Here is a 19,465-nt window from a genome sequence, read left to right on the forward strand (position 1 = left end):
ACGTGGATCACGACCCGGAGGTGCCCGTGCGGATCGGAGAACTCGCCGAACGCGCCGGGGTGAGCGTCAGATCCCTGCGCTACTACGAGGGGCAGGGCCTGCTGGCCAGCACCCGCAGCGCCAGCGGGCAGCGCCACTACGTCGACGGCGCGGTGGCGCGGGTGCTGTTCATCCAGCGCCTCTTCGCGGCGGGGCTGTCCAGCCGCGCCATCGCCGAACTGCTGCCGTGCGTGGACGCGCCCAGCGAGGAGCACTCGGCGGCCGCGCTGGAACGGATGGGGCAGGAACGGGCGAAGCTCGACGCGCACATCGCGGACATGGCCAGGACCCGTGACGCGCTCGACGAACTGATGGACACGGCCCGTGCCGCGCTCGAGGAGCAGTCCGCCGACAGGCTGTGAGGCCCGCGTGAAGGTCGTGGGTGGGGCCGGTGATCGGCCGTTGATCGGGCGTAGACGGCGAGCCTGGAGCATCTGGAACCGGAGGGGACCGGTTCGGAGGCCACAGCCTGACCACCGGGTCCCACGCGGTCGGACCACGGACCGCGCGGGTGCCCAGCGCTGATGCCGCCACTGGTCCCGACCCCCATCAGGAGTCCGGACCACGAAGGGCAGACGAGGCATGGACGGCGGGCAGTGGGTGCAAGCGGTGAGGACGGCGGCGGGCTTCGGAGAGCAGTTGAGGGTGCGGCGCGAGCGGATCGGCCTGACCCAACAGTGCCTGGCCGATCACGCCACCCTGAGCGTGCGGGCCATCCGGGACATGGAGAGCGGCCGAGTGAGACGGCCGCGGAACGAGACCGTCCGGCTGCTGGCGGACGCGCTGCGGCTGGAGGGCCGCAGCCGGGCGGACTTCGAGGAGGCCGCCCGCCGGCACCCGCTCGCCGACGAGCCGGCCGCCGTGGCGCCGGTCGCCCCGCCGGTGGCGCGCGGAGCCATCGTCGGCCGGGAGATGGAGGCCGAGGTGCTGTCCGACGCCTTCGCCGTGCACGGGGACCGGCTGGTCTCGCTGGTGGGGCTCGGCGGGGTCGGCAAGACCCGGCTCGCCCTGGAGGTGGCCCGCCGCCTGCACCTGGCCGCCTGCTGGTCGGTGCGCTGGGTGGACTGCTCCGGTGACTCGGCCCCCTGGCACGGCCGGATGGACGACATCGTCCGGGACATCGGCGACCGGCCCGCCCTGCTGGTGCTGGACGGCGCCGACGGCGGGGTCGACGCCGGGCAGCTGGACGGGCTGTTCCACCACTGCCCCGGGCTGCGGGTGCTGATCACCGCCCGGGAGGCCTGGCCGCTGCCCGGCGGGCAGGTCGTCCCGCTCGCCCCGCTGCCCGTACCGGCCCCCGAACTCGACGCCGACCCGGAGGCGTTGGCGCAGATCGGCGCCGTCCGGCTGCTGCTCTCGCACCTGCGCCGGCTGCGCCCCGGCTACACCCTGGAGCGCTCCGAGGCCCCCGCCGTGGCCGCGCTCTGCCGCCACCTGGACGGCCTGCCGGGGGCGTTGGAGCGCGCGGCGGGGTGGACGCTGGTGCAGTCCACCGCCCAGCTGCTGGCCCGGCTGTCGGCCGGCCCGTTCACACTGGCGGCACCGCCGGTGGTGTACGGCACGCGCGGTGACGTCCGGGACGAGGTGGAGCCCGCGATCCAGCGGTTGACGGAACGCCAGCGGGCCCTGCTGGACGTGCTCGTGGACGAGCCCGGCGACTGGTCGGGGGAGGACGCGGTGGTCCGCAGCGGCTGGGCGCCGCAGACCTGCCTGGCGACGGTGCACGAACTGCTGTCGCGCGGACTGATCCGCAGCGTGACCGCCCGCGACGGGGTGCGCTTCACGGTGCTCAACGTGTGCCGCCGCCTCCTCCAGGAGGAGCCCGGGCACCGGTTCGCGCCGGCCGCGGACGTCCAACTGCTCGCCGTCGCGGGCTGACCGCGCGGCGGCAGGCCGGCCGGGTGTCGATACTGCCGCTTCTTGCCCGCATCTTGCCGCACGAGCTGCCGGTCGCCGGGCCCGATCGTTCCTAGCGTTCTCCGTGGGGCTGGACCGCCGCGGAATACGCGCCGGAATTCCCGGGCCGCCGGCTGGGGCGTCGGCGGAATTCCATCGACGATCGCTACCGACGAGGGCTGGGCTGTGGAGCACGGAAACGCCGAAGAGAACAGACTGGACGTCGTCGTGACGACGACGGCCTCCGATTCGCACACCTGGAACCTGGTGTTCCTGCAACTGCTGCTGGAGGAAATGGGCCACCGGGTGACGAACCTGGGCGCGTGCGTCCCCGACGCCCTGCTGCTCTCCGAATGCCGCCGGATCGAACCGGACCTGATCGTGGTCAGCAGCGTCAACGGGCACGGCTACCAGGAAGGGCTGCGGGTGATCCCGGCCCTGCGCGCCTGCCCGGAACTGCGGCGCACCCCGACGGTCATCGGCGGCAAGCTCGGCATCGCCGGAACCGACGACCCCGACCGCGAGCGCACACTGCTGGCGGCCGGCTTCGACCGGGTCTTCGAGGAGGGCTCCGCGGTGGCCGGGTTCCGCGAGTTCGTCGACGGACTGCGCTCCCGGGTCCTGCTGTGACGAGCTTCGGCGCGTTCGTGGCGCAGGCCGCGGAGGCCGGCGCACTGGTGGTCCAGCCCCGGATGGGGATGGCGCAGGCGGCCCTCATGCGGGAGGGCCTGCTCGCCACCCGGGCGGCGGCCGCCGTCACCGTCGGCACCATCACCCTGGACAGCTACACCCGCACCGGCGACCTCGACGCCGCGCGGCGGGCGCTGGCCGCCGGGGCCGGACTCAACGGCTACCCGATCGCCACCCACCCGGTCGAGGTCACCCGGGCGGTCCTGGCCGGGGTGGCGGACGCGGGCTTCCCGGTGCAGGTCCGGCACGGCTCGGCCGCGCCGGAGCACATCATCGGGGCGCTGCTGGCGGCCGGCCTGGACGCCACCGAGGGCGGGCCGGTCTCCTACTGCCTGCCGTACGGCCGCACCCCGCTGCACGAGGCGGTGGCCCGCTGGCAACGCAGCTGCGAACTGCTGTCGTCCATGCGGGAGTTCGGTGCGGATCCGCACCTGGAGACGTTCGGCGGCTGCATGATGGGCCAGCTCTGCCCGCCCTCGCTGCTGATCGCCATCAGCGTCCTGGAGGCGCTGTTCTTCCGCCAGCACGGGCTGCGCAGCATCTCGCTCAGCTACGCCCAGCAGGCCAACGCCCGCCAGGACGAGGAGGCGCTGGCCGCGCTCGGCCGGATCGCGGGCGAACTGCTCGCGGACGTCGACCACCACCTCGTGGTGTACGCGTACATGGGCGTGTACCCGCGCTCGCCCGGCGGCGCCCGGCTGCTGCTGGAGGACGCCGCGCGGCTCGCGGTGCGCGGCGGCGCCGCCCGGCTGATCGTCAAGACCACGGCCGAGGCGCACCGCATCCCGACCGTCGCCGAGAACGTCCGGGCGCTGGAGACCGCCGCCGCGGCCGCCACCGCGGAACGCGCCCGCCCCCGGCCCGCCGCCCCGCCGGACACCGGGATCGAGGCCGAGGCCAGGGCGCTGATCGGCGCGGTGCTCGACCTGGACTCCGACGTCGGGCGGGCCCTGGTGCGGGCGTTCGCGGCCGGCTACCTGGACGTGCCGTACTGCCTGCACCCCGACAACGCCGGGCGGACGCGCAGCTCGATCGGCCCGGACGGACGGCTGCTGTGGTCCGCCGTCGGCTCGATGCCGATCGGCGGGCCCGCCGAGGGCGGCCGGGCGCCGATCCTCGGCTCGGCCGGGCTGCTGGCCGCGCTCTCCCAGGTCCAGCAGCGCTACGACGAGCGGGCCGAACGCTCGCCCGCACCCGCACCCGAACCCGCACCCCGGGGCCTGCCCGCCTCCCGGTGAGACGCCCGGTGGGAGGCCCGGTGAGAAGTCCGGTGAGAGGCCGGGTGAGCCGCCGGGTGAGAAACCACGCTCCACGCTCCACGAGAGAACGAGAGAAGAGGACCCGACCATGTCCGACCCCACGCTCCTGCCGCCGACCGACCCGGGCCGGCACCTGACCGCGCCGGCCACCCGCAGCGCGCTCCGGATCCAGCAGCACCTGCTCACCGCGGCCCGCGAGTTCCTGCGCGGCCGGGGCTTCACCGAACTGCTGCCGCCGATCATCGGCCCGGTCACCGATCCCGGTGCGCGCGGCTCCAAGCAGGTGGACATCGACTTCTACGGCCACCGCTACAAGCTGATGACCAGCGCGATCCTGTACAAGCAGGCCTCGCTGCTCGCCTTCGACAAGATCTTCTGCATCGCCCCGAACGTCCGCCTGGAACCGCTGGAGACCGCCGGGACGAGCCGCCACCTCGCCGAGTTCCACCAGCTGGACGTGGAGGTCGCCGGCGCGAGCCGGGACGACGTCGTCCAGCTGGCCGAGGACCTGGTGGTGCACATGGTCGACAGCACCGTCCGCGCGCTGCCCAAGGAGTTCGCCGAACTCGGCCGGGATCCGCAGGCCTTCGCCGAACTGCTGCAGGGCTCCTTCGGCCGCATCCGGCACGCCGAGGCGGTCGCCGAACTCCAGGGCATCGGGCACCCGCAGAGCCCCGAGGCCGAACTCGACTGGGAGGGCGAGGCGTTGCTGTCGGCCCGCCGGGACCGGCCGTTCTTCGTCACCGACTACCCGAAGGGCTCGCGCGGCTTCTACGACCGCGAGCACCCCGACGACCCGGGCCTGCTGCGCAACTTCGACCTGCTGGCGCCCGAGGGCTACGGCGAGCTGTGCAGCGGAAGCCAGCGCACCAACGACTACGCGGAGATCGTCACCCGGATGCGGGAGACCGGCGAGAACCCGCAGAAGTACCGCTGGTACCTGGACCTGGTGCGCGAGGGCGTGCCGGCCAGCGCGGGCTTCGGCATCGGGGTCGAGCGGCTCACCCGGTACGTCGCCGGGCTGGACGCCGTCTGGCAGGCCAGCGCCTTCCCGAAGATCGCCGGGGTGGTGTCCCCGTGAGCGACCTCAGCGCGCCGGGATTCCCGGAGGAGGAGGTCCGGAACCGGGCCCGCGCCGGGGCGGCCGCCGCCTTCCCGCCCGCCGAGGAGTACGGACACGTGCTGTTCGGCGCCGGCCGGCCGGGGGCGGCGGACCGGGCGGCGCCGTCGGACGCCCTGGACGCGCTGCGGATCGTCCCGCCGCTGTTCCTGCCGCAGCGGCTGGCCAAGCTGATCGACCTCGGCCGCGAGCCCGACTACCGGGACGTCGAACTGGCCACCGCCATCGGCGGGTTCGCCTCCGCGCTGCCGGTGTACGTCTCCGCCACCGGCTCCACCCGGGCCGCCGGCGGTGACCTCGGGCTGGCGCTGAGCCGGCAGGCCGGGGCGCTCGGCATCCCGATGGTGATCGGCGAGAACGTGGTGCCGGTCAACGGCTACGGCCGGCTCGGCGAGGCGGCCGACCGCACGCTGCTCGGCCGGCTGCGCGCCTACACCGAGGAACTCCCGGACGGCCTCGGCGGCGTGGCCGTCCAGCAGAGCACCGAGGACGCCGACGCCGAGGTGTGGAACCTCGTCCACAGCGACCCGGCCGCCCTGCCCCTGCTGGAATCCGGACGGCTGGCCTTCGAGTTGAAGGTCGGCCAGGGCGCCAAACCGGGCCTGGGCGGCATGACCGTGCTGGAGGCCGAGGCCGCCGCCGCACTGGGCGACCGCTTCGGGCTGGACCCGTTGTTCGGCGACGGGCGGGTGCTGCGCGCCGCCACCCCGGGCACCTTCACCGCGGAGATCCTGCGCCAGCAGATCCGGCTGATGCGCAACAACTATCCGCGGGTGCGGATCTGGGTGAAGCTCTACCCCGGCCGGGACGTGGCCGAGGCCGCCCGGGTGGCGCACGAGGCCGGGGCGGACGCCGTCGTGGTGGACGGCGCCGAAGGCGGAACCGGCTGGGCGCCCGGGGTGTTCCTGCCGCACGTCGGACTGCCGCTCGCGGAGTGCCTGCGCCGGCTGGCGGTCGCGCCGCCGCCCTCGCTGCTGGTCTCCGGGCGGATCTGGGAAGGCGCCAGAGCGGTCAAGAGCCTGGCCCTGGGGGCCCGCGCGGTGGGCCTCGGGCGGGCGGCGCTGCTCGCCGTGGCGGAGGACCGGGAATCCGGGCTCCGCCGTTTCGTGGACTGTCTGGCGCTGGAACTCCGACTGCTGATCAGTGCGCTCGGAAAGTACGCGCCGCAGGCCCTGGACCGGGAGGACGTCTGGTCCCCCGAGGAATACGGAATCACCGCCGGCCGGTAGCCCCGGCCTGCCCGGGACCATTCCTGCGGCAGGTCCGGAAAGCGGCACCGGAAACTGCCGATTTCCTTCCTCATTTCCTGCCGATAGGGCCGTCGAATTCCCCCTATCGTCGAACTCGTCGCCGATTCATCTCACTTCTGGGGCTGGATGATGTCCTCTCGCGGTTTCCCTACTGAGAATGCTGCGCCCGAAATCACGGCGCCTGAGATCAAGGTGTCCGCTTTCGAGCCGTTCGCCTCCGCCGTCCGCCGCTTTCCGGAGCGGCCGGCCGTTCGCACCGGCGGCCGGACCGTCAGCTACCGGGAGCTGGACGGCCTGACCGCCGCGCTCGCCGCCCGGCTCGCCCCCGGGGTGACGGTCGCCGTCACCGGCCGCGACCGGCTGGACCACGTGGTCGCGCTGCTGGCGGTCCTGCGGGCCGGCGCCACCTACCTGCCGCTGGACCGGGAGGCCCCGGAGGAGCGCAACCGCTGGATCACCGAGGACGCCGGGGCCTCCCTGGCCCTCGGCGGCGAGGAGCTCACCGAGCTCGGCGGGCTCGGCGACGGCGCGGGTGCCGTTGCCGGTGCCGGCTACGTCATCTACACCTCCGGCACCACCGGCCGCCCGAAGGGCGTGCACGTCCCGCTCGCCGCGCTGACCGGCCACCTGGCCGCCGCCGTCCGGACCTTCGGCCTGACCGAGCAGGACGTGGTGCTGCAGTTCGCCCGTCCGACGGTGGACGTGGCCGTGGAGCAGGTCCTCGGCGCGCTGTCCGCCGGGGCCTGCCTGGTCCTCCCGGAGCACCGGCTCCTCTCCCCGGCCGAACTGCTGGACCTGCTGGACGCCGAGGGCGTCACCGTCGCCAACCTGGCCGCCGGCTACTTCCAGGACGTGGTGGCGGCCCTGGGCGGCCGGGTGCCGCGCACCCTGCGGCTGATGATCTCGGGCAGCGACAAGCTGGAGCCCGCCACCGCCGCCGCCTGGTGGGCCGCCACCGGGGTGCCGCTGCTGAACGCGTACGGACCGACCGAGACGGTGGTCACCGCCACCACCCACCGGCTCGCGGGCGAGCAGCCCGAGGCCGGCGTGCCGATCGGGACCGCGCTCGGCGGGCGGCGGCTCTACGTGCTCGACGAGCGGCTGCGTCCGGTGCCGCCCGGCACGGCCGGCGAACTGTACGTCGGCGGGCCGCTGCTGGCCTCCGGCTACCTCGGCCGCCCGGGCCTGACCGCCGACCGCTTCGTCGCGGACCCGTTCGTGAGCCCGTTCGCGGCCCCGCTCGCAGACCCGCTCGCAGACCCCGCCGCAGCGCCGAGCGGCGCTCCCGGCGCGCGGATGTACCGCACCGGCGACGTGGTGCGCCGCAGCACCGAGGACGGGCCGCTGGAGTTCGTCGGCCGCAGCGACCACCAGGTGAAGGTCCGCGGCTTCCGGGTCGAGCCGGGCGAGATCGAGCAGGTGCTGGCCGGGTACCCGGGCGTCACCGGCTGCGTGGTGGTGGCGCGCGAGGGCCGGCTGGCCGGGTACCTGACCGGCGCCGCGCCGCGGTACGCCGAGGCGCGGGACTGGCTGGCCGAGCGGCTGCCCGAGCACATGATCCCGGCGACGCTCACGGCGCTGGACGCCTTCCCGCTGACCGGCGGCGGCAAGGTGGACCGCCAGGCCCTGCCCGAGCCGCAGGCCGCGCCCGAGGGCCGGCCCGCCGGCCGCCCGCCGCGCACGCCCGCCGAGCAGCTGATCGCGGCGGTCTGGGCGGACGTGCTCGGGGTGCCCGAGGTCGGGGCGGACGACAACTTCTTCCACCTGGGCGGCGATTCGCTGACGGCCGTGCGGGTGGTGGGCCGGGTCTTCGACGTCTTCGGGATGGTGTCCCCGTACACCATCTTCGACGCGCCGACGCTGGCGGAGTTCGCCGCCGCGGTGACCGCCGCCTCCGGCGGTGAGCGCCCGGCGCTGGTCCGCTCGGGCGCCGCCGAGGCCCCGCTGTCCAAGTTCCAGCGCGGCCTCTGGTTCCTCGACCAGTGGAACCCGGACGCGCCGACCTACGTGGTGCCCTGGGTGTTCCGGTTCGCCGGGCCGGTCGACCCCGAGCTGCTGCGGCAGGCGCTGGCCGGGGTGGTGGCGCGGCACGAGAGCCTGCGGACGACCTTCGAGCTCGCCGAGGACGGTCCGCGCCAGGTCGTCCACCCGGCCGTGGAGCTGCCGTTCACGCTCACCGAGACCACCGCCGACCAGGTGGACGACCTGGTGGCCGAGGCCGCGCTGGAGCCCTTCGACCTGGCGGCCGGGCCGCTGGTGCGGGCGCGGGTCTTCCGGACCGCCGGGGCGACCACGCTGCTGCTGCTCCTCCACCACATCGTCTGGGACGAGGGCTCGCTGCCGGTGCTGGAGGCCGAACTCCAGGAGCTGTACGCCGCGGCGGCCGAGGGGCGCCCGGCCGAGCTGCCGGAACTCGCCGTCCAGTACGGCGACTACGCGGCCTGGCAGTACCAGGACGACACCGCCGAGCGGCAACTCGACTACTGGCGCGAGCAGTTGGCCGACGCGCCGGACGCCGACGCGCTGGCGCCGGACCACCCCCGCCCCGAGGAGCAGGCCTTCCGCGGCGCGTTCCACCGCTTCGCGATGCCGGATCCGGTGGCCGGGGCCGTCCGGGCGCTCGCCCGCAGCGAGGACGCGACCCCGTTCATGGTGCTGCTCGCCGGGCTGGCGCTCACCCTGCACCGCCGCTCCGGGCAGCGCGACCTGGTGCTCGGCTCGCCGGTGAACGTCCGTGGCCGGGCCGAACTCGACGGCCTGATCGGCTACTTCGTCAACCTGCTGCCGCTGCGCCTGAAGGTCGAGGAGGGCGTCTCCTTCCGCGAGCTGGTCCGGCACGTGCGCGAGGTGTCGATCGCCGGCTACCGGCACCAGGAGGTGCCCTTCGACGACATCGCGAACGCGGTGGTGGAGGAACGCCCCGAGGACCGCAACCCGCTGTGCCAGGTGCTGCTGGAACTGCACCCGCTGGACACCCGCCCGCTGACCGTCGGCGGCTGCGAGGTCACCCGCGAACTGCACTCCAACCCCGTCTCCCGCTTCGACCTGTCCGTCTCGGTGGACGACCGCGGCACCGGCTTCACCGGCCGCTTCGAGTACGACAGCGACCTCTTCGAGGCCGCCACCATGGCCGGCCTGTGCGAGCAGTGGCTGGGCACCCTGGCCGCCGCCCTGGAGGTGCCGGGGCACGCCCTGTTCGAGGCGCAGGCCGCCCGGGCCCCGCAGGCCACCGCCCTGATCTCCGGTGAACGGACCGTCCCGTACGGCGAGTTGAACGCCGCCGCGAACCGGCTGGCCCGCCACCTGGTGGGCCTCGGCGTCGGCCGCGGCGACACCGTCGCCGTACTCGCCGAGCGCGGGCCGGAGATGGTCACCGCGCTGCTGGCCGCCCTCAAGACCGGCGCCGCCTACACCCTGCTCGACCCGGACTTCCCGGCCGAGCGGCTGGCCGGCGCGGTCGCCGACACCGGCGCCGCCACGGTGGTCACCCACCGCCACGCCGCCGTGCCGTTCGCCGTCGAGCGCCAGGTGGACCTGGACGCCGCGGCCGACGAGCTGGCCCGGTACGCGGCGCACGACCTCGGCCTGCCGGTCGACGGCGGCGACCTCGCCTGCGTGATGTTCACCTCCGGCTCCACCGGCCGCCCCAAGGGCGCGGCCGTCCCGCACCGCGCGCTCACCACCACCTACCTCGGCCAGGACTACGCCCGCTTCGGCCCGGACGAGGTCTGGCTGCAGTGCTCGCCGGTTTCCTGGGACGCCTTCGCGCTGGAGCTCTACGGCGCGCTCTGCTTCGGCGGCACCTGCGTCCTGCAGCCCGGCCAGCGCCCGGACCCGCAGACCATCGCCGAGCTGACCCGCCGCCACGGCGTCACCGAACTCCAGCTCTCCGCCAGCCTGTTCAACTTCCTGCTGGAGGAGCTCCCGGAGACCTACGACGGCCTCAAACTGGCCATCACGGCCGGCGAGCGGGCCTCCGTCACCCACGTGGCCAAGGCCCTGGAGAACCACCCGGGCCTGGTGGTCGCCAACGGCTACGGCCCGGTCGAGAGCCTCGGCCTGACCACCTGCCACCAGGTCGGCCCGGAGGACGTCACCGGCAGCTCCGTCCCGATCGGCGTCGCGCTGAACGGCAAGGGCATCCTCGTCCTGGACGAGCTGCTGCGCCCCGTCGAGCCCGGCGTGATCGGCGAGCTGTACGCCTCCGGCGGCGGTCTCGCCTACGGCTACCTCGGCCGGCCCGGCCTCACCGCCGAGCGCTTCGTCGCCTCCCCGTTCGGCGCCCCCGGCGAGCGCCTCTACCGCACCGGAGACCTCGGCTACGTCAACGCCGGGGGCCTGCTGGAGGTCACCGGCCGGATCGACGACCAGGTCAAGATCCGCGGCTTCCGGGTCGAGCCCGGCGAGATCGAGGACGCGCTCACCCGGCACCCCGCCGTCCAGGAGGCCGCCGTCACCGTCCACGAACCCGCCCCGGGCGACCACCGCCTGGCCGCCTACGTCACCGTCGGGGCCGACGCGCCGGACCCGGAGGTGCTGCTCGACCACCTGGCCGGCCTGCTGCCCGAGCACATGGTGCCCGCCACCCTGGACGTCCTGGACGCCTTGCCGCTCAACCACAACGGCAAGGTCGACCGGAAGGCACTGCCCGCCCCCGCCGGGCGCCGGGCCGCCCCCCGCGACCCGCTGACCGAGGCCGAACGGCTGGTCGCCGAGGCCATGTGCGAGGTCCTCGACCTCACCGAGGTCGGCCGGGAGGACAACTTCTTCCGGATCGGCGGCAACTCGCTGGCCGCCGTCCGGGTCGCGATGCGGCTGTCCCGGGAGACCGGCACCCGCGTCCCCCCGCAACTGGTGTTCCGGGCCAGGACCGTGAGCGCCATCGCCGAACGGCTGGCCGCCCGATGACGGGCCGCACCGCACACGAAGGGAACGAGGCCGTGAGCCCGTCCGACCACCCGGCGCGCACCGCGCCCGCCTCGGGGCTGCAACGCGGCCTCTGGTTCCTCGACCGCCTCGATCCGCGGCAGGTCACCTACTGCACGCCGTGGACGGTCGACGTCACCGGCCCGCTCGACCTCCCGCTGCTCCAGGGCGCGCTGGACGCCCTGGTGGCCCGGCACGAGGTGCTGCGCACCACCTTCGCGCTGCACCCCGACGGCCCGCGCCAGCAGGTCCACCACGCCCTCGCCGTGCCGCTCGCGGTGACCGACCTGCGCCCGCAGGGCGGCCCCGGGCAGGCCGGACGCCTGGAGGAACTGCTCACCGCCCGCTGCGCCGAACCCTTCGACCTGGCCGCCGGCCCGCTGCTGCGCGCCGAGGCCTTCCAACTGGCTGACGAGCGCACCACGCTGCTGTTCACCGTCCACCACATCGTCTGGGACGGCTGGTCCGCCGAGGTCTTCGAACGCGAACTCGCCGACCTGTACGGCGCCGCGGTGCAGGGCCGGGCCGCCGACCTGCCGGAACTGACCGTGCAGTACGCCGACTACGCGGTGGAGGAGCTCGACACCTCCTTCGAGGAGCACCTGACCTACTGGAAGGAGCAGCTGCACGGCGCCCCCGCCCTGCTGGAGCTGCCCACCGACCGGCCCCGGCCCGCCGAGCGCGGCGCGGCGGGCCGGACCGAGGAGTTCGGGCTCGCCCCCGGCACGGCGGCGAGGGTGCGCGCCCTGGCCGAGGCGGAGGGCGTCACGCCCTTCACCGTCCAACTGGCCGCCTTCGCCCTGCTGCTGAACCGCTGGACCGGCGCCGACGACCTGGTGATCGGCACCCCCGTCACCACCCGCAACCGGCCCGAACTGGAGCACCTGCTCGGCTACTTCGTCAACCTGCTGCCGCTGCGCCTGCGGCTCGCGCCCGGGCTGAGCTTCCGCGCCCTGCTGGAGCACGTCCAGGACGTCGCCTTCGAGGCCTACGGCTACCTCGACGTGCCCTTCGACCAGCTGGTCGACCAGCTCGGCACCGCCCGCACCGCGCAGCACCCGCCGCTGGTCCAGGTGGTGTTCGGGGCCCACGGCGAGGACCGCACCCCGCTCGTGCTCGGCCGGGCCACCGCCGAGAGCCGGGTGCGCTCCAACGGCACCAGCAAGTTCGACCTCACCTGGTCCGTCTTCGACAGCAGCGGCACCGGCGGCGGGACGGGCGGCGGGACCGGCGAGCCCGGCGGCGAGCTGCGCGGCGAGGCCGAGTACCGCAGCGAGCTGTTCGACGCCGGGACGGTGCGCCGGCTGGCCGCTGACTTCGACGCCCTGCTCGGCGCGGCCCTGGACGACCCCGACGCCACCGTGCTGCGGCTGACCGGCCGCACCGCCGGGGCCGAGGCCGTCCGGGCCACCGACACCCCCGGCCACTGCCTGCACCGGCTGTTCGAGCAGGCCGTCGACGCCCACCCCGACCGGCCCGCCGTCAGCGACTCCGGCCACACCCTGAGCTACGCCGAACTCGACCGCCGGGCCAACCGCCTGGCCCACGCCCTGCGCGCCCGCGGCGCCGGCCCCGGCGACCGCGTCGGCATGCTGCTGGACCGCACGGCCGACGTCCTGGTCACCGTCCTCGGCGTGCTCAAGACCGGCGCCGCGTACGTGCCCGTCGACCTCGCCGCCCCCGCCGACCGCGCCGCGCTGGTCTTCGCCGACGCCGACGTCACCCACGTCGTCACCGACCGCCCGGACCGGGCCCCCGAAGGCCCCTGGCAGGCCTACGACCTGACCGCCGAGGCCGCCGACCTGGCCGCCCGGCCGGACCACCGGCCGCCGGCCGCCGGGCGCCCCGGCGACGTCGCCTACATCATCTTCACCTCCGGCTCCACCGGCCGCCCCAAGGGCGTCGCCGTCGCCCACGAGCACGTCAGCCGGCTCATGGCGGACGGCGCGGCGCACTTCGGCTTCGGCCCGGAGGAGACCTGGACGCTCTTCCACAGCTACGCCTTCGACTGGACGGTCTGGGAGATGTGGGGCGCCCTGCTGCACGGCGCCCGCCTGGTCGTCGTCCCCTACGTCACCAGCCGCTCGCCGGAGGAGTTCGCCGAACTGCTGGAGCAGGAGCGGGTCTCCTTCCTCTGCCTGACCCCCTCGGCGCTGCGCCAGCTGGAGCCCGTGCTGCGGCGCGGCCCGCGCGACCTGTCCGCGCTGAAGTGGATCATGCTCGGCGGGGAGGCGCTGGACCCGGGCGTCGTCCAGCGCTGGTTCGAACTCGACCCGCCGCCCCCGGCCCGGCTCTGCAACCTGTACGGCATCACCGAGACCACCGTCCACGTCACCACCCACGACCTGGCCGGCAGCGCCGGCTTCGAGCGCAGCCTGATCGGCGCGCCCATGCCGCACCTCACCGCCCAGGTCCTGGACGACTGGCTGCGGCCGGTGCCGCCCGGCGCGGCCGGCGAGCTGTACATCGGCGGCGGCAGCCTCGCCCACGGCTACTGGGGCCGCCCCGGCCTCACCGCGGGCCGCTTCGTCGCCGACCCCTACGGCCCGCCCGGCGCGCGGCTCTACCGCACCGGCGACGTCGCCCGGCGCCTGCCCGGCGGCGGCCTGGAGTACATCGGACGCGCCGACTTCCAGGTCAAGCTGCGCGGCTTCCGGATCGAGCTCGGCGAGATCGAGAACGCGCTCGCCGCCCACCCGGACGTCGACGCCTGCGTCGTCACCGTGCACGACGACCGGCTCGCCGCGTACGTCACCGGGCGCGAGCCCGCCGACGTCCGCGCCTTCCTCGGCCGCTCGCTGCCCCCGTACATGGTCCCGGCCAGCTTCACCGTCCTGGAGTCGCTGCCGCTCACCGTCAACGGCAAGGTGGACCGCGCCGCGCTGCCCGCCCCCGGCCAGCGCAGCACGGCCACCGGAGGCCGCCACGTCGAGCCGCGCACCCCGGAGGAGGAGGCCTTCGCCGCCGTCTGGACGGAGGTCCTCGGGGTGGACGGCATCGGCGTCCACGACGACTTCTTCCACCTCGGCGGCGACTCCATCCGGGCCGTCCAGCTCGCCGGCGCGCTGCACGAGCGCGGCTGGGGGGTGAGCCTGCGGGACGTCTTCAACGCCCCCACGGTCGCCGCCCTGCTGCCGCTGGCCGAGCCCGTCGCCGAAGGCCCGGCCGACCACGAGCCCTTCTCCCTGATCACCCCGGAGGACCGCGACGACCTGCCGCCCGGCCTGGCCGACGCCTACCCGATGGTCTCCATGCAGCTCTCCATGGTCTTCCACATGGAGATCGCCGGCGGCACCGACAGCTACCACAACGTCAACTCCTACCGGATCTCGGGCGACCTCGACGAACAGGCCTTCCGCCGCTCCGTCGCCGAGGCCATGGAGCGCCACGCGGTGCTGCGCACCGGCCTCGACCTGTCCGGCTACGGCGAACCGCTCCAGCTCGTGTACGGGCGGCTGCCCGCGCCCGTCGAGTTCACCGACCTGCGCGGCGAGCCCGACCAGGACACGGCGGTCCGCGAGGTGTTCGACACCCACCGGTGGACGCCCTTCGACCTGACCGCCCCGCCGCTGTTCCGGATCACCGTGCAGCGCCTGGCCGAGGACGCCTTCCAGCTCACCATCTCCGAGCACCACGCCATCCTCGACGGCTGGAGCTTCACCTCGCTGTTCACCGAGATCCTGGAACGCCACACCGCCCTGGCCGCCGACCCGCTCGGCGCCCCCACCCCGCCGCCGCGCACCGCCTTCCGCGACTTCGTGGCCGTCGAACGGCAGGCCGCCGGGGACGAGCGCTCGCTCGCGTACTGGCGCGACCGGCTGTCCGGCGTCAGCGGCCAGTCCTTCCCCGGCAGCGAGGACGTGCACGAGGCGCCGCGCACCGTCGAGCGGGTGCTGCCCGAGGCGCCCGAGCAGCTGCGGCAGGTCGCCGACGCCCTGGCCGTGCCCCTCAAGTCGGTCGCGCTCGCGGCCCACCTGCACGCCCTCGCCGCCATCACCGGGCGACGGTGCGTCACCACCGGCCTCGCCGTGAACGGCCGGCTGGAACGGCTCGGCGGCACCGAGGTGTACGGGCTGTTCCTCAACACCGTCCCGCTGAGCTGCGAGCCCACCGACGACCTGCTCGCCCTGGTGCGCGAGGTGCACCGGGAGGAACTGGACATGATGCCGCACCGCCGGGTGCCCTTCGCCCGGCTCGCCCGGCTGATGACCGACACCGCGCTGGACAGCCAGTTCGGCTACCTGCGCTTCCACGCCCTGGGCCGGCTGAGCTCCGCCCGCATCGTGGACGGCCGGATCGGCTGCGAGCCGACCCTGCGCCACGAACCCAACAGCTTCGCGTTCGGCGCCTCGCTGATCCAGGACCCGGTCTCGCAGCGCGTGCTGCTCGCCGTGGACCACCAGCGCTCCCTGGTCACCGACACCACCGCCGAGCAGTTCATCGACACCTACACGGCAGCCCTGCACGCCATGGCCGCCTCCGTCCGAGAGTCCTGAGGAACCGTCATGACCGACCTCCTGCGCCGCCTGCGCGATGCCGTCGCCGCCCACCCCGAGCGCACCGCCGTCCTCGACGGAACGGCCCGCCTGGACTTCGCCGAACTCGACCTGCGCACCGCCGCACTGGCCCGCGCCCTGCGCGCCCACGGCGTCGGCCGCGGCGACCGGGTCGGCGTCCACCTCGCCCGCACCGCCGACCTGCCGGTCGCCCTGCTCGCCGTCTGGCGGGCCGGCGCCGCCTACGTCCCGCTCGACCCGGCCTACCCCGTCGAGCGGCTGGCCTTCATGGCCGCCGACGCGCGGCTCGCGGCCCTGATCAGTACGGACGGCCTCCCGGCGGCCCAGGGCGTGCCGGTCCTGCGCCCGGACGCCGCCGGTCCGGACGCCGTCGCCGACGGGCCCGACCTGCCGGAGGCGGCCGACCCGCTCGACCCCGCCTACGTCATCTACACCTCCGGCTCCACCGGGCTCCCCAAGGGCGTCGAGGTGCCGCGCGGGGCCGTCGCCGCCCTGGTGGAGGCACTGGAGGCCACCGGCGCCTACCGCGCCGAGCCCGGCGTGGTCGGCTGGAACGCCAGCGTCTCCTTCGACGCCTCCGTCCAGCAGTGGGCCCGGATCTGCCGCGGCGACACCGTCCTGGTCATCGGCGACGAAGACCGCGCCGACCCGGCCCGGGTGGCCGCCCTGCTGGCCGAGCACGCCGTCACCGACCTCGACCTGACCCCCTCGCACTGGGAGCTGCTGCGCGAGCCGCTCACCGGCGCCCGGGTGCCGCGGCTGTTCATGGGCGGCGAGCCCGTCCCCGAGCACACCTGGCGGGAGCTCGCCGACGGCGGCATCGACGCGATCAACCTGTACGGGCCCACCGAGTGCACCGTCGACGCCGTCACCGCGCCGATCAGCGGCCCCGGCCCGCACCTGGGCGAGCCGCTGCCCGGCGTGCGCCTCCACCTGCTGGACGAGAAGCTCGCCCCGGTCGCCGACGGCCTCGTCGGCGAGCTCTACCTCGCCGGGCCCGGGCTCGCCCACGGCTACCCGGGCCGCCCCGGGCTGACCGCCGGACGCTTCGTCGCCGACCCGACCGCCCCCGGCGAGAGGATGTACCGCACCGGCGACCAGGCCCGGCGCGGCGAGGGCGGCCGCCTGGAGTACGTCGGCCGGGTGGACCGCCAGGTCAAGCTGCGCGGCTACCGGATCGAGCTCGGCGAGGTCGAGCACGCGCTGGCCCGGCTGGAGGGCGTCCAGGCCGCCGCCGTCACCGTCCACGAGCCCGCCCCCGGCGACCGCCGGCTCGTCGGCTACGTCACCGGCGCCGCCACCGCCGCCGAACTGACCGAGCGCCTGCGGGCCGCCCTGCCCGCGCACCTGGTGCCCTCGGCGATCACCGTGCTGGACGCCATGCCGCTCACCCCGAACGGCAAGGTCGACCACGCGGCCCTGCCCGTCACCGCGGCGCAGCCCGCCCCCGCGGCCGGGGAGGCGCCCGCCGAGGGCCCCGGCGGCCTGGCGGAGCAGGTCGCCGAGGTCTGGCGCACCGTGCTCGGCCTGACCGGCGTCACGCCCACCGACGACTTCTTCTCGCTCGGCGGCCACTCGCTCGCCGCGCTGCGCGTCGTCCACCTGCTGCGCCGCCGGCTCGGCATCGAGCTCCAGCTGCGCCACCTGCTGGACTCGGCCGACCTGGCCGCCTTCACCGCCACCGTCGGGAAGGCCGTCGAGGCCGGCACCGCCGCCCCCCGTCCCGCCCTGACCGCCCGCGCCCGGGTCAGCGGCGCATGACCACCGCCACGCGGGTGCGCCCCCGCGTCGAGGGGGACTGGCTGCTCGTCCCCGCGCCCCAACCGCACCGCCCGTTCCGGCTGTTCTGCTTCCCGCACGCCGGGGGCGACGCCACCGCCTACACCCCGCTCGCCCGCGCCCTCGCCCCGACCGCCGAGGTCTGGGCCGTGCGCCCGCCCGCCCGCGGCGGCCGCCTCGGCCACCCGATGCCCGCGAGCTTCGACCTGCTGGTCGACGCCGTCGTGGACGCCCTCACCCCGCACCTGACGGGCCGGTTCGGCTTCTACGGGCAGAGCTTCGGCGCCCTGCTCGGCTACGAGGTCGCCCGGGCGCTGCCCGCCGAGCGGCGGCCCGAACTGGTGGTCGCCGCCTCCGCCTCGCCGCCCGCCACCTGGGCCGGCCGGGACCGCCCGCAGCACACCGCGGACGACCTGCTGCGCCTCGCCGGCATGGGCGAACTCATCGAGGGCGACCCAGAGTTGAAGGAGCACGCGCTCCAGGGCATCCGGACCGACCTGGCCGTGGTCGCCACCTACCGCCCCCGCCCGCACCCGCCGATCGGCTCCGACCTGCACACCGTCGCCGGCGCCGACGACCCGATGCTCGGCTCCGCCGGGCTCCAGGGCTGGGCCGTCCACACCCGGGGCGCCAGCGGCCACCACATCGTCCCCGGCGGCCACCTGCTCGCCACCGTCGACGGGCCCGGCCCGGTCGACCTGCTGACCTCCCTCATCGAGCGACCGGGCCCGGGCCACCGGACCGGCGCCGCCGCCGACCAGTCCACGACGGAGTAGCCATGCTGACCACCACCGCGGTCGACCTCACCGACCCGGGCCTGTGGGCCCGCCCCGACACCCCCGCCCTGGTCGCGGAACTGCGCCGGGAGGCCTCCGTCCACCGCACCGACACCGTCGACGACGGGCCGATCTGGTCGGTGCTCTCCTACCGGCACTCCGCGGAGGTGCTGCGCAACGCCACGCTCTACAGCTCCGAGCAGGGCTCGCTGCTCGGCGCCGGCGAGGGCAACGTCCCGGTCGGCTCCGGCCGGATGATGGCCCTCACCGACCCGCCCCGGCACCGCGAACTCCGCGCGCCCGCCAACCCGTTCTTCGCCCCCGGCCCGGTGCGCGGAGCGTCCCGCGGCATCACCGAACTCGCCGCCTCGATCGTCGACCGGGCCGTCGAGCTGGGCGAGGTCGACCTCGTCGACGCCGTCTCCGCCCTGCCGCTGTCCGTCATGTGCGACCTCCTGGACGTCCCCGAGAAGGACCGCGAGATGGTCGAGCGGGTCTGCGACGTCGCCTTCCTCGGCCGCACCCCCGAGGAGCGCCGGGCCGGCCACCAGCAGCTCATCCCCTACCTGCTGCACCAGGTGATGCTGCGCCGCACCGACCCGCGCGACGACCTGATCAGCAAGATGGCCACCTACCGGGTCGGCGGCAAGCTGCTGCCGATCGAGGACGTCGTCCTCAACCTGGACAACATCGTGGTCGGCGGCGTCCAGACCGTCCGCCACACCGCGGCCATGGGCCTGCACACCCTCGTCCAGCACCCGGAACTGTGGCGGCAGTTGCAGCGGGGCGAGGTCGGCATGGACTCGGCGCTGGACGAACTCCTGCGCTGGACGTCCGTCGGGCTGCACACCCTGCGCACCGCGAGCCGGGACACCGAGCTCGACGGCCGCACCATCCGGCGCGGCGACCGGGTCGCGGTCTGGGTGTGGTCCGCCAACCGGGACCCGGAGGCCTTCGAGCGGCCCGAGGAGATCCTGCTCGACCGCGCCCCCAACAAGCACCTCGCCCTCGGCCTCGGCGCCCACTACTGCATCGGCGCGCCGCTGGCCAAGGCCGAACTCGGCGCCCTGTTCACGGCGATGCTGGAGCGCGTCGCCGTGATCGAGCCGACCGGGCCGGTCGTCCACAACCGCTCGATCATCAACTTCGGCCTGGACCACTTCCCGGTGCGCCTCACCCCGCGCTGAACCGGCCCGCCGCGGACCGCGCCGAA

General features: G+C 75.1%; 11 protein-coding genes. All 11 read left to right on the plus strand.

Going from position 1 to position 19,465, the window contains the following annotated elements; all coding sequences use genetic code 11:
* The first annotated feature begins 26 nt into the window (after nucleotides 1-26).
* The 11 genes from ACFVTF_RS12875 to ACFVTF_RS12925 all read left to right on the plus strand — a co-directional run bounded on the left by ACFVTF_RS12875 (nucleotide 27) and on the right by ACFVTF_RS12925 (nucleotide 19,439).
* The gene (locus ACFVTF_RS12875; protein WP_371522981.1) at nucleotides 27-401 is read left to right on the plus strand and encodes a MerR family transcriptional regulator; all 375 of its coding nucleotides are present in this window, start codon (nucleotides 27-29) and stop codon (nucleotides 399-401) included.
* A gap of 220 nt (nucleotides 402-621) precedes the next feature.
* On the plus strand, nucleotides 622-1,917 hold the full coding sequence (locus ACFVTF_RS12880; protein ID WP_387812869.1) for a helix-turn-helix domain-containing protein: 1,296 nt from the start codon (nucleotides 622-624) through the stop codon (nucleotides 1,915-1,917).
* 246 nt (nucleotides 1,918-2,163) lie between these two features.
* Complete coding sequence (locus ACFVTF_RS12885; protein ID WP_371521524.1) at nucleotides 2,164-2,565, plus strand: cobalamin B12-binding domain-containing protein; 402 nt, start codon at nucleotides 2,164-2,166, stop codon at nucleotides 2,563-2,565.
* Nucleotides 2,562-3,863 carry a methylaspartate mutase gene (locus ACFVTF_RS12890; RefSeq protein WP_387812871.1) on the plus strand — a complete coding sequence of 434 codons (1,302 nt, stop codon included), beginning with the start codon at nucleotides 2,562-2,564 and terminating at the stop codon, nucleotides 3,861-3,863. The genes ACFVTF_RS12885 and ACFVTF_RS12890 overlap by 4 nt, the downstream gene beginning before the upstream one ends.
* A 109-nt stretch (nucleotides 3,864-3,972) precedes the next feature.
* A complete protein-coding gene (locus ACFVTF_RS12895; RefSeq protein ID WP_371521528.1) occupies nucleotides 3,973-4,965 on the plus strand; it encodes an asparagine synthetase A in 993 nt (330 codons plus the stop codon).
* The gene (locus tag ACFVTF_RS12900; protein ID WP_387812874.1) at nucleotides 4,962-6,233 is read left to right on the plus strand and encodes a glutamate synthase-related protein; all 1,272 of its coding nucleotides are present in this window, start codon (nucleotides 4,962-4,964) and stop codon (nucleotides 6,231-6,233) included. The genes ACFVTF_RS12895 and ACFVTF_RS12900 overlap by 4 nt, the downstream gene beginning before the upstream one ends.
* A gap of 213 nt (nucleotides 6,234-6,446) precedes the next feature.
* Nucleotides 6,447-11,162 carry an amino acid adenylation domain-containing protein gene (locus ACFVTF_RS12905; protein WP_387812876.1) on the plus strand — a complete coding sequence of 1,572 codons (4,716 nt, stop codon included), beginning with the start codon at nucleotides 6,447-6,449 and terminating at the stop codon, nucleotides 11,160-11,162.
* A 32-nt stretch (nucleotides 11,163-11,194) separates the two neighbouring features.
* Entirely contained in the window at nucleotides 11,195-15,676 is a 4,482-nt protein-coding gene (locus ACFVTF_RS12910; RefSeq protein WP_387812878.1) for an amino acid adenylation domain-containing protein, read from the plus strand.
* A 9-nt stretch (nucleotides 15,677-15,685) separates the two neighbouring features.
* Entirely contained in the window at nucleotides 15,686-17,458 is a 1,773-nt protein-coding gene (locus ACFVTF_RS12915; protein ID WP_387812880.1) for a non-ribosomal peptide synthetase, read from the plus strand.
* Nucleotides 17,455-18,252 (plus strand): thioesterase II family protein, encoded by a 798-nt coding sequence (locus ACFVTF_RS12920; RefSeq protein ID WP_387812883.1) that lies wholly within the window; start codon nucleotides 17,455-17,457, stop codon nucleotides 18,250-18,252. Before ACFVTF_RS12915 ends, ACFVTF_RS12920 begins: the two co-directional genes overlap by 4 nt.
* A gap of 2 nt (nucleotides 18,253-18,254) precedes the next feature.
* Entirely contained in the window at nucleotides 18,255-19,439 is a 1,185-nt protein-coding gene (locus tag ACFVTF_RS12925; RefSeq protein ID WP_371521540.1) for a cytochrome P450, read from the plus strand.
* Nucleotides 19,440-19,465: the final 26 nt, after the last annotated feature.

The organism is Kitasatospora sp. NPDC057940 (assembly GCF_042887425.1).
Taxonomy (GTDB): Bacteria; Actinomycetota; Actinomycetes; order Streptomycetales; family Streptomycetaceae; genus Kitasatospora.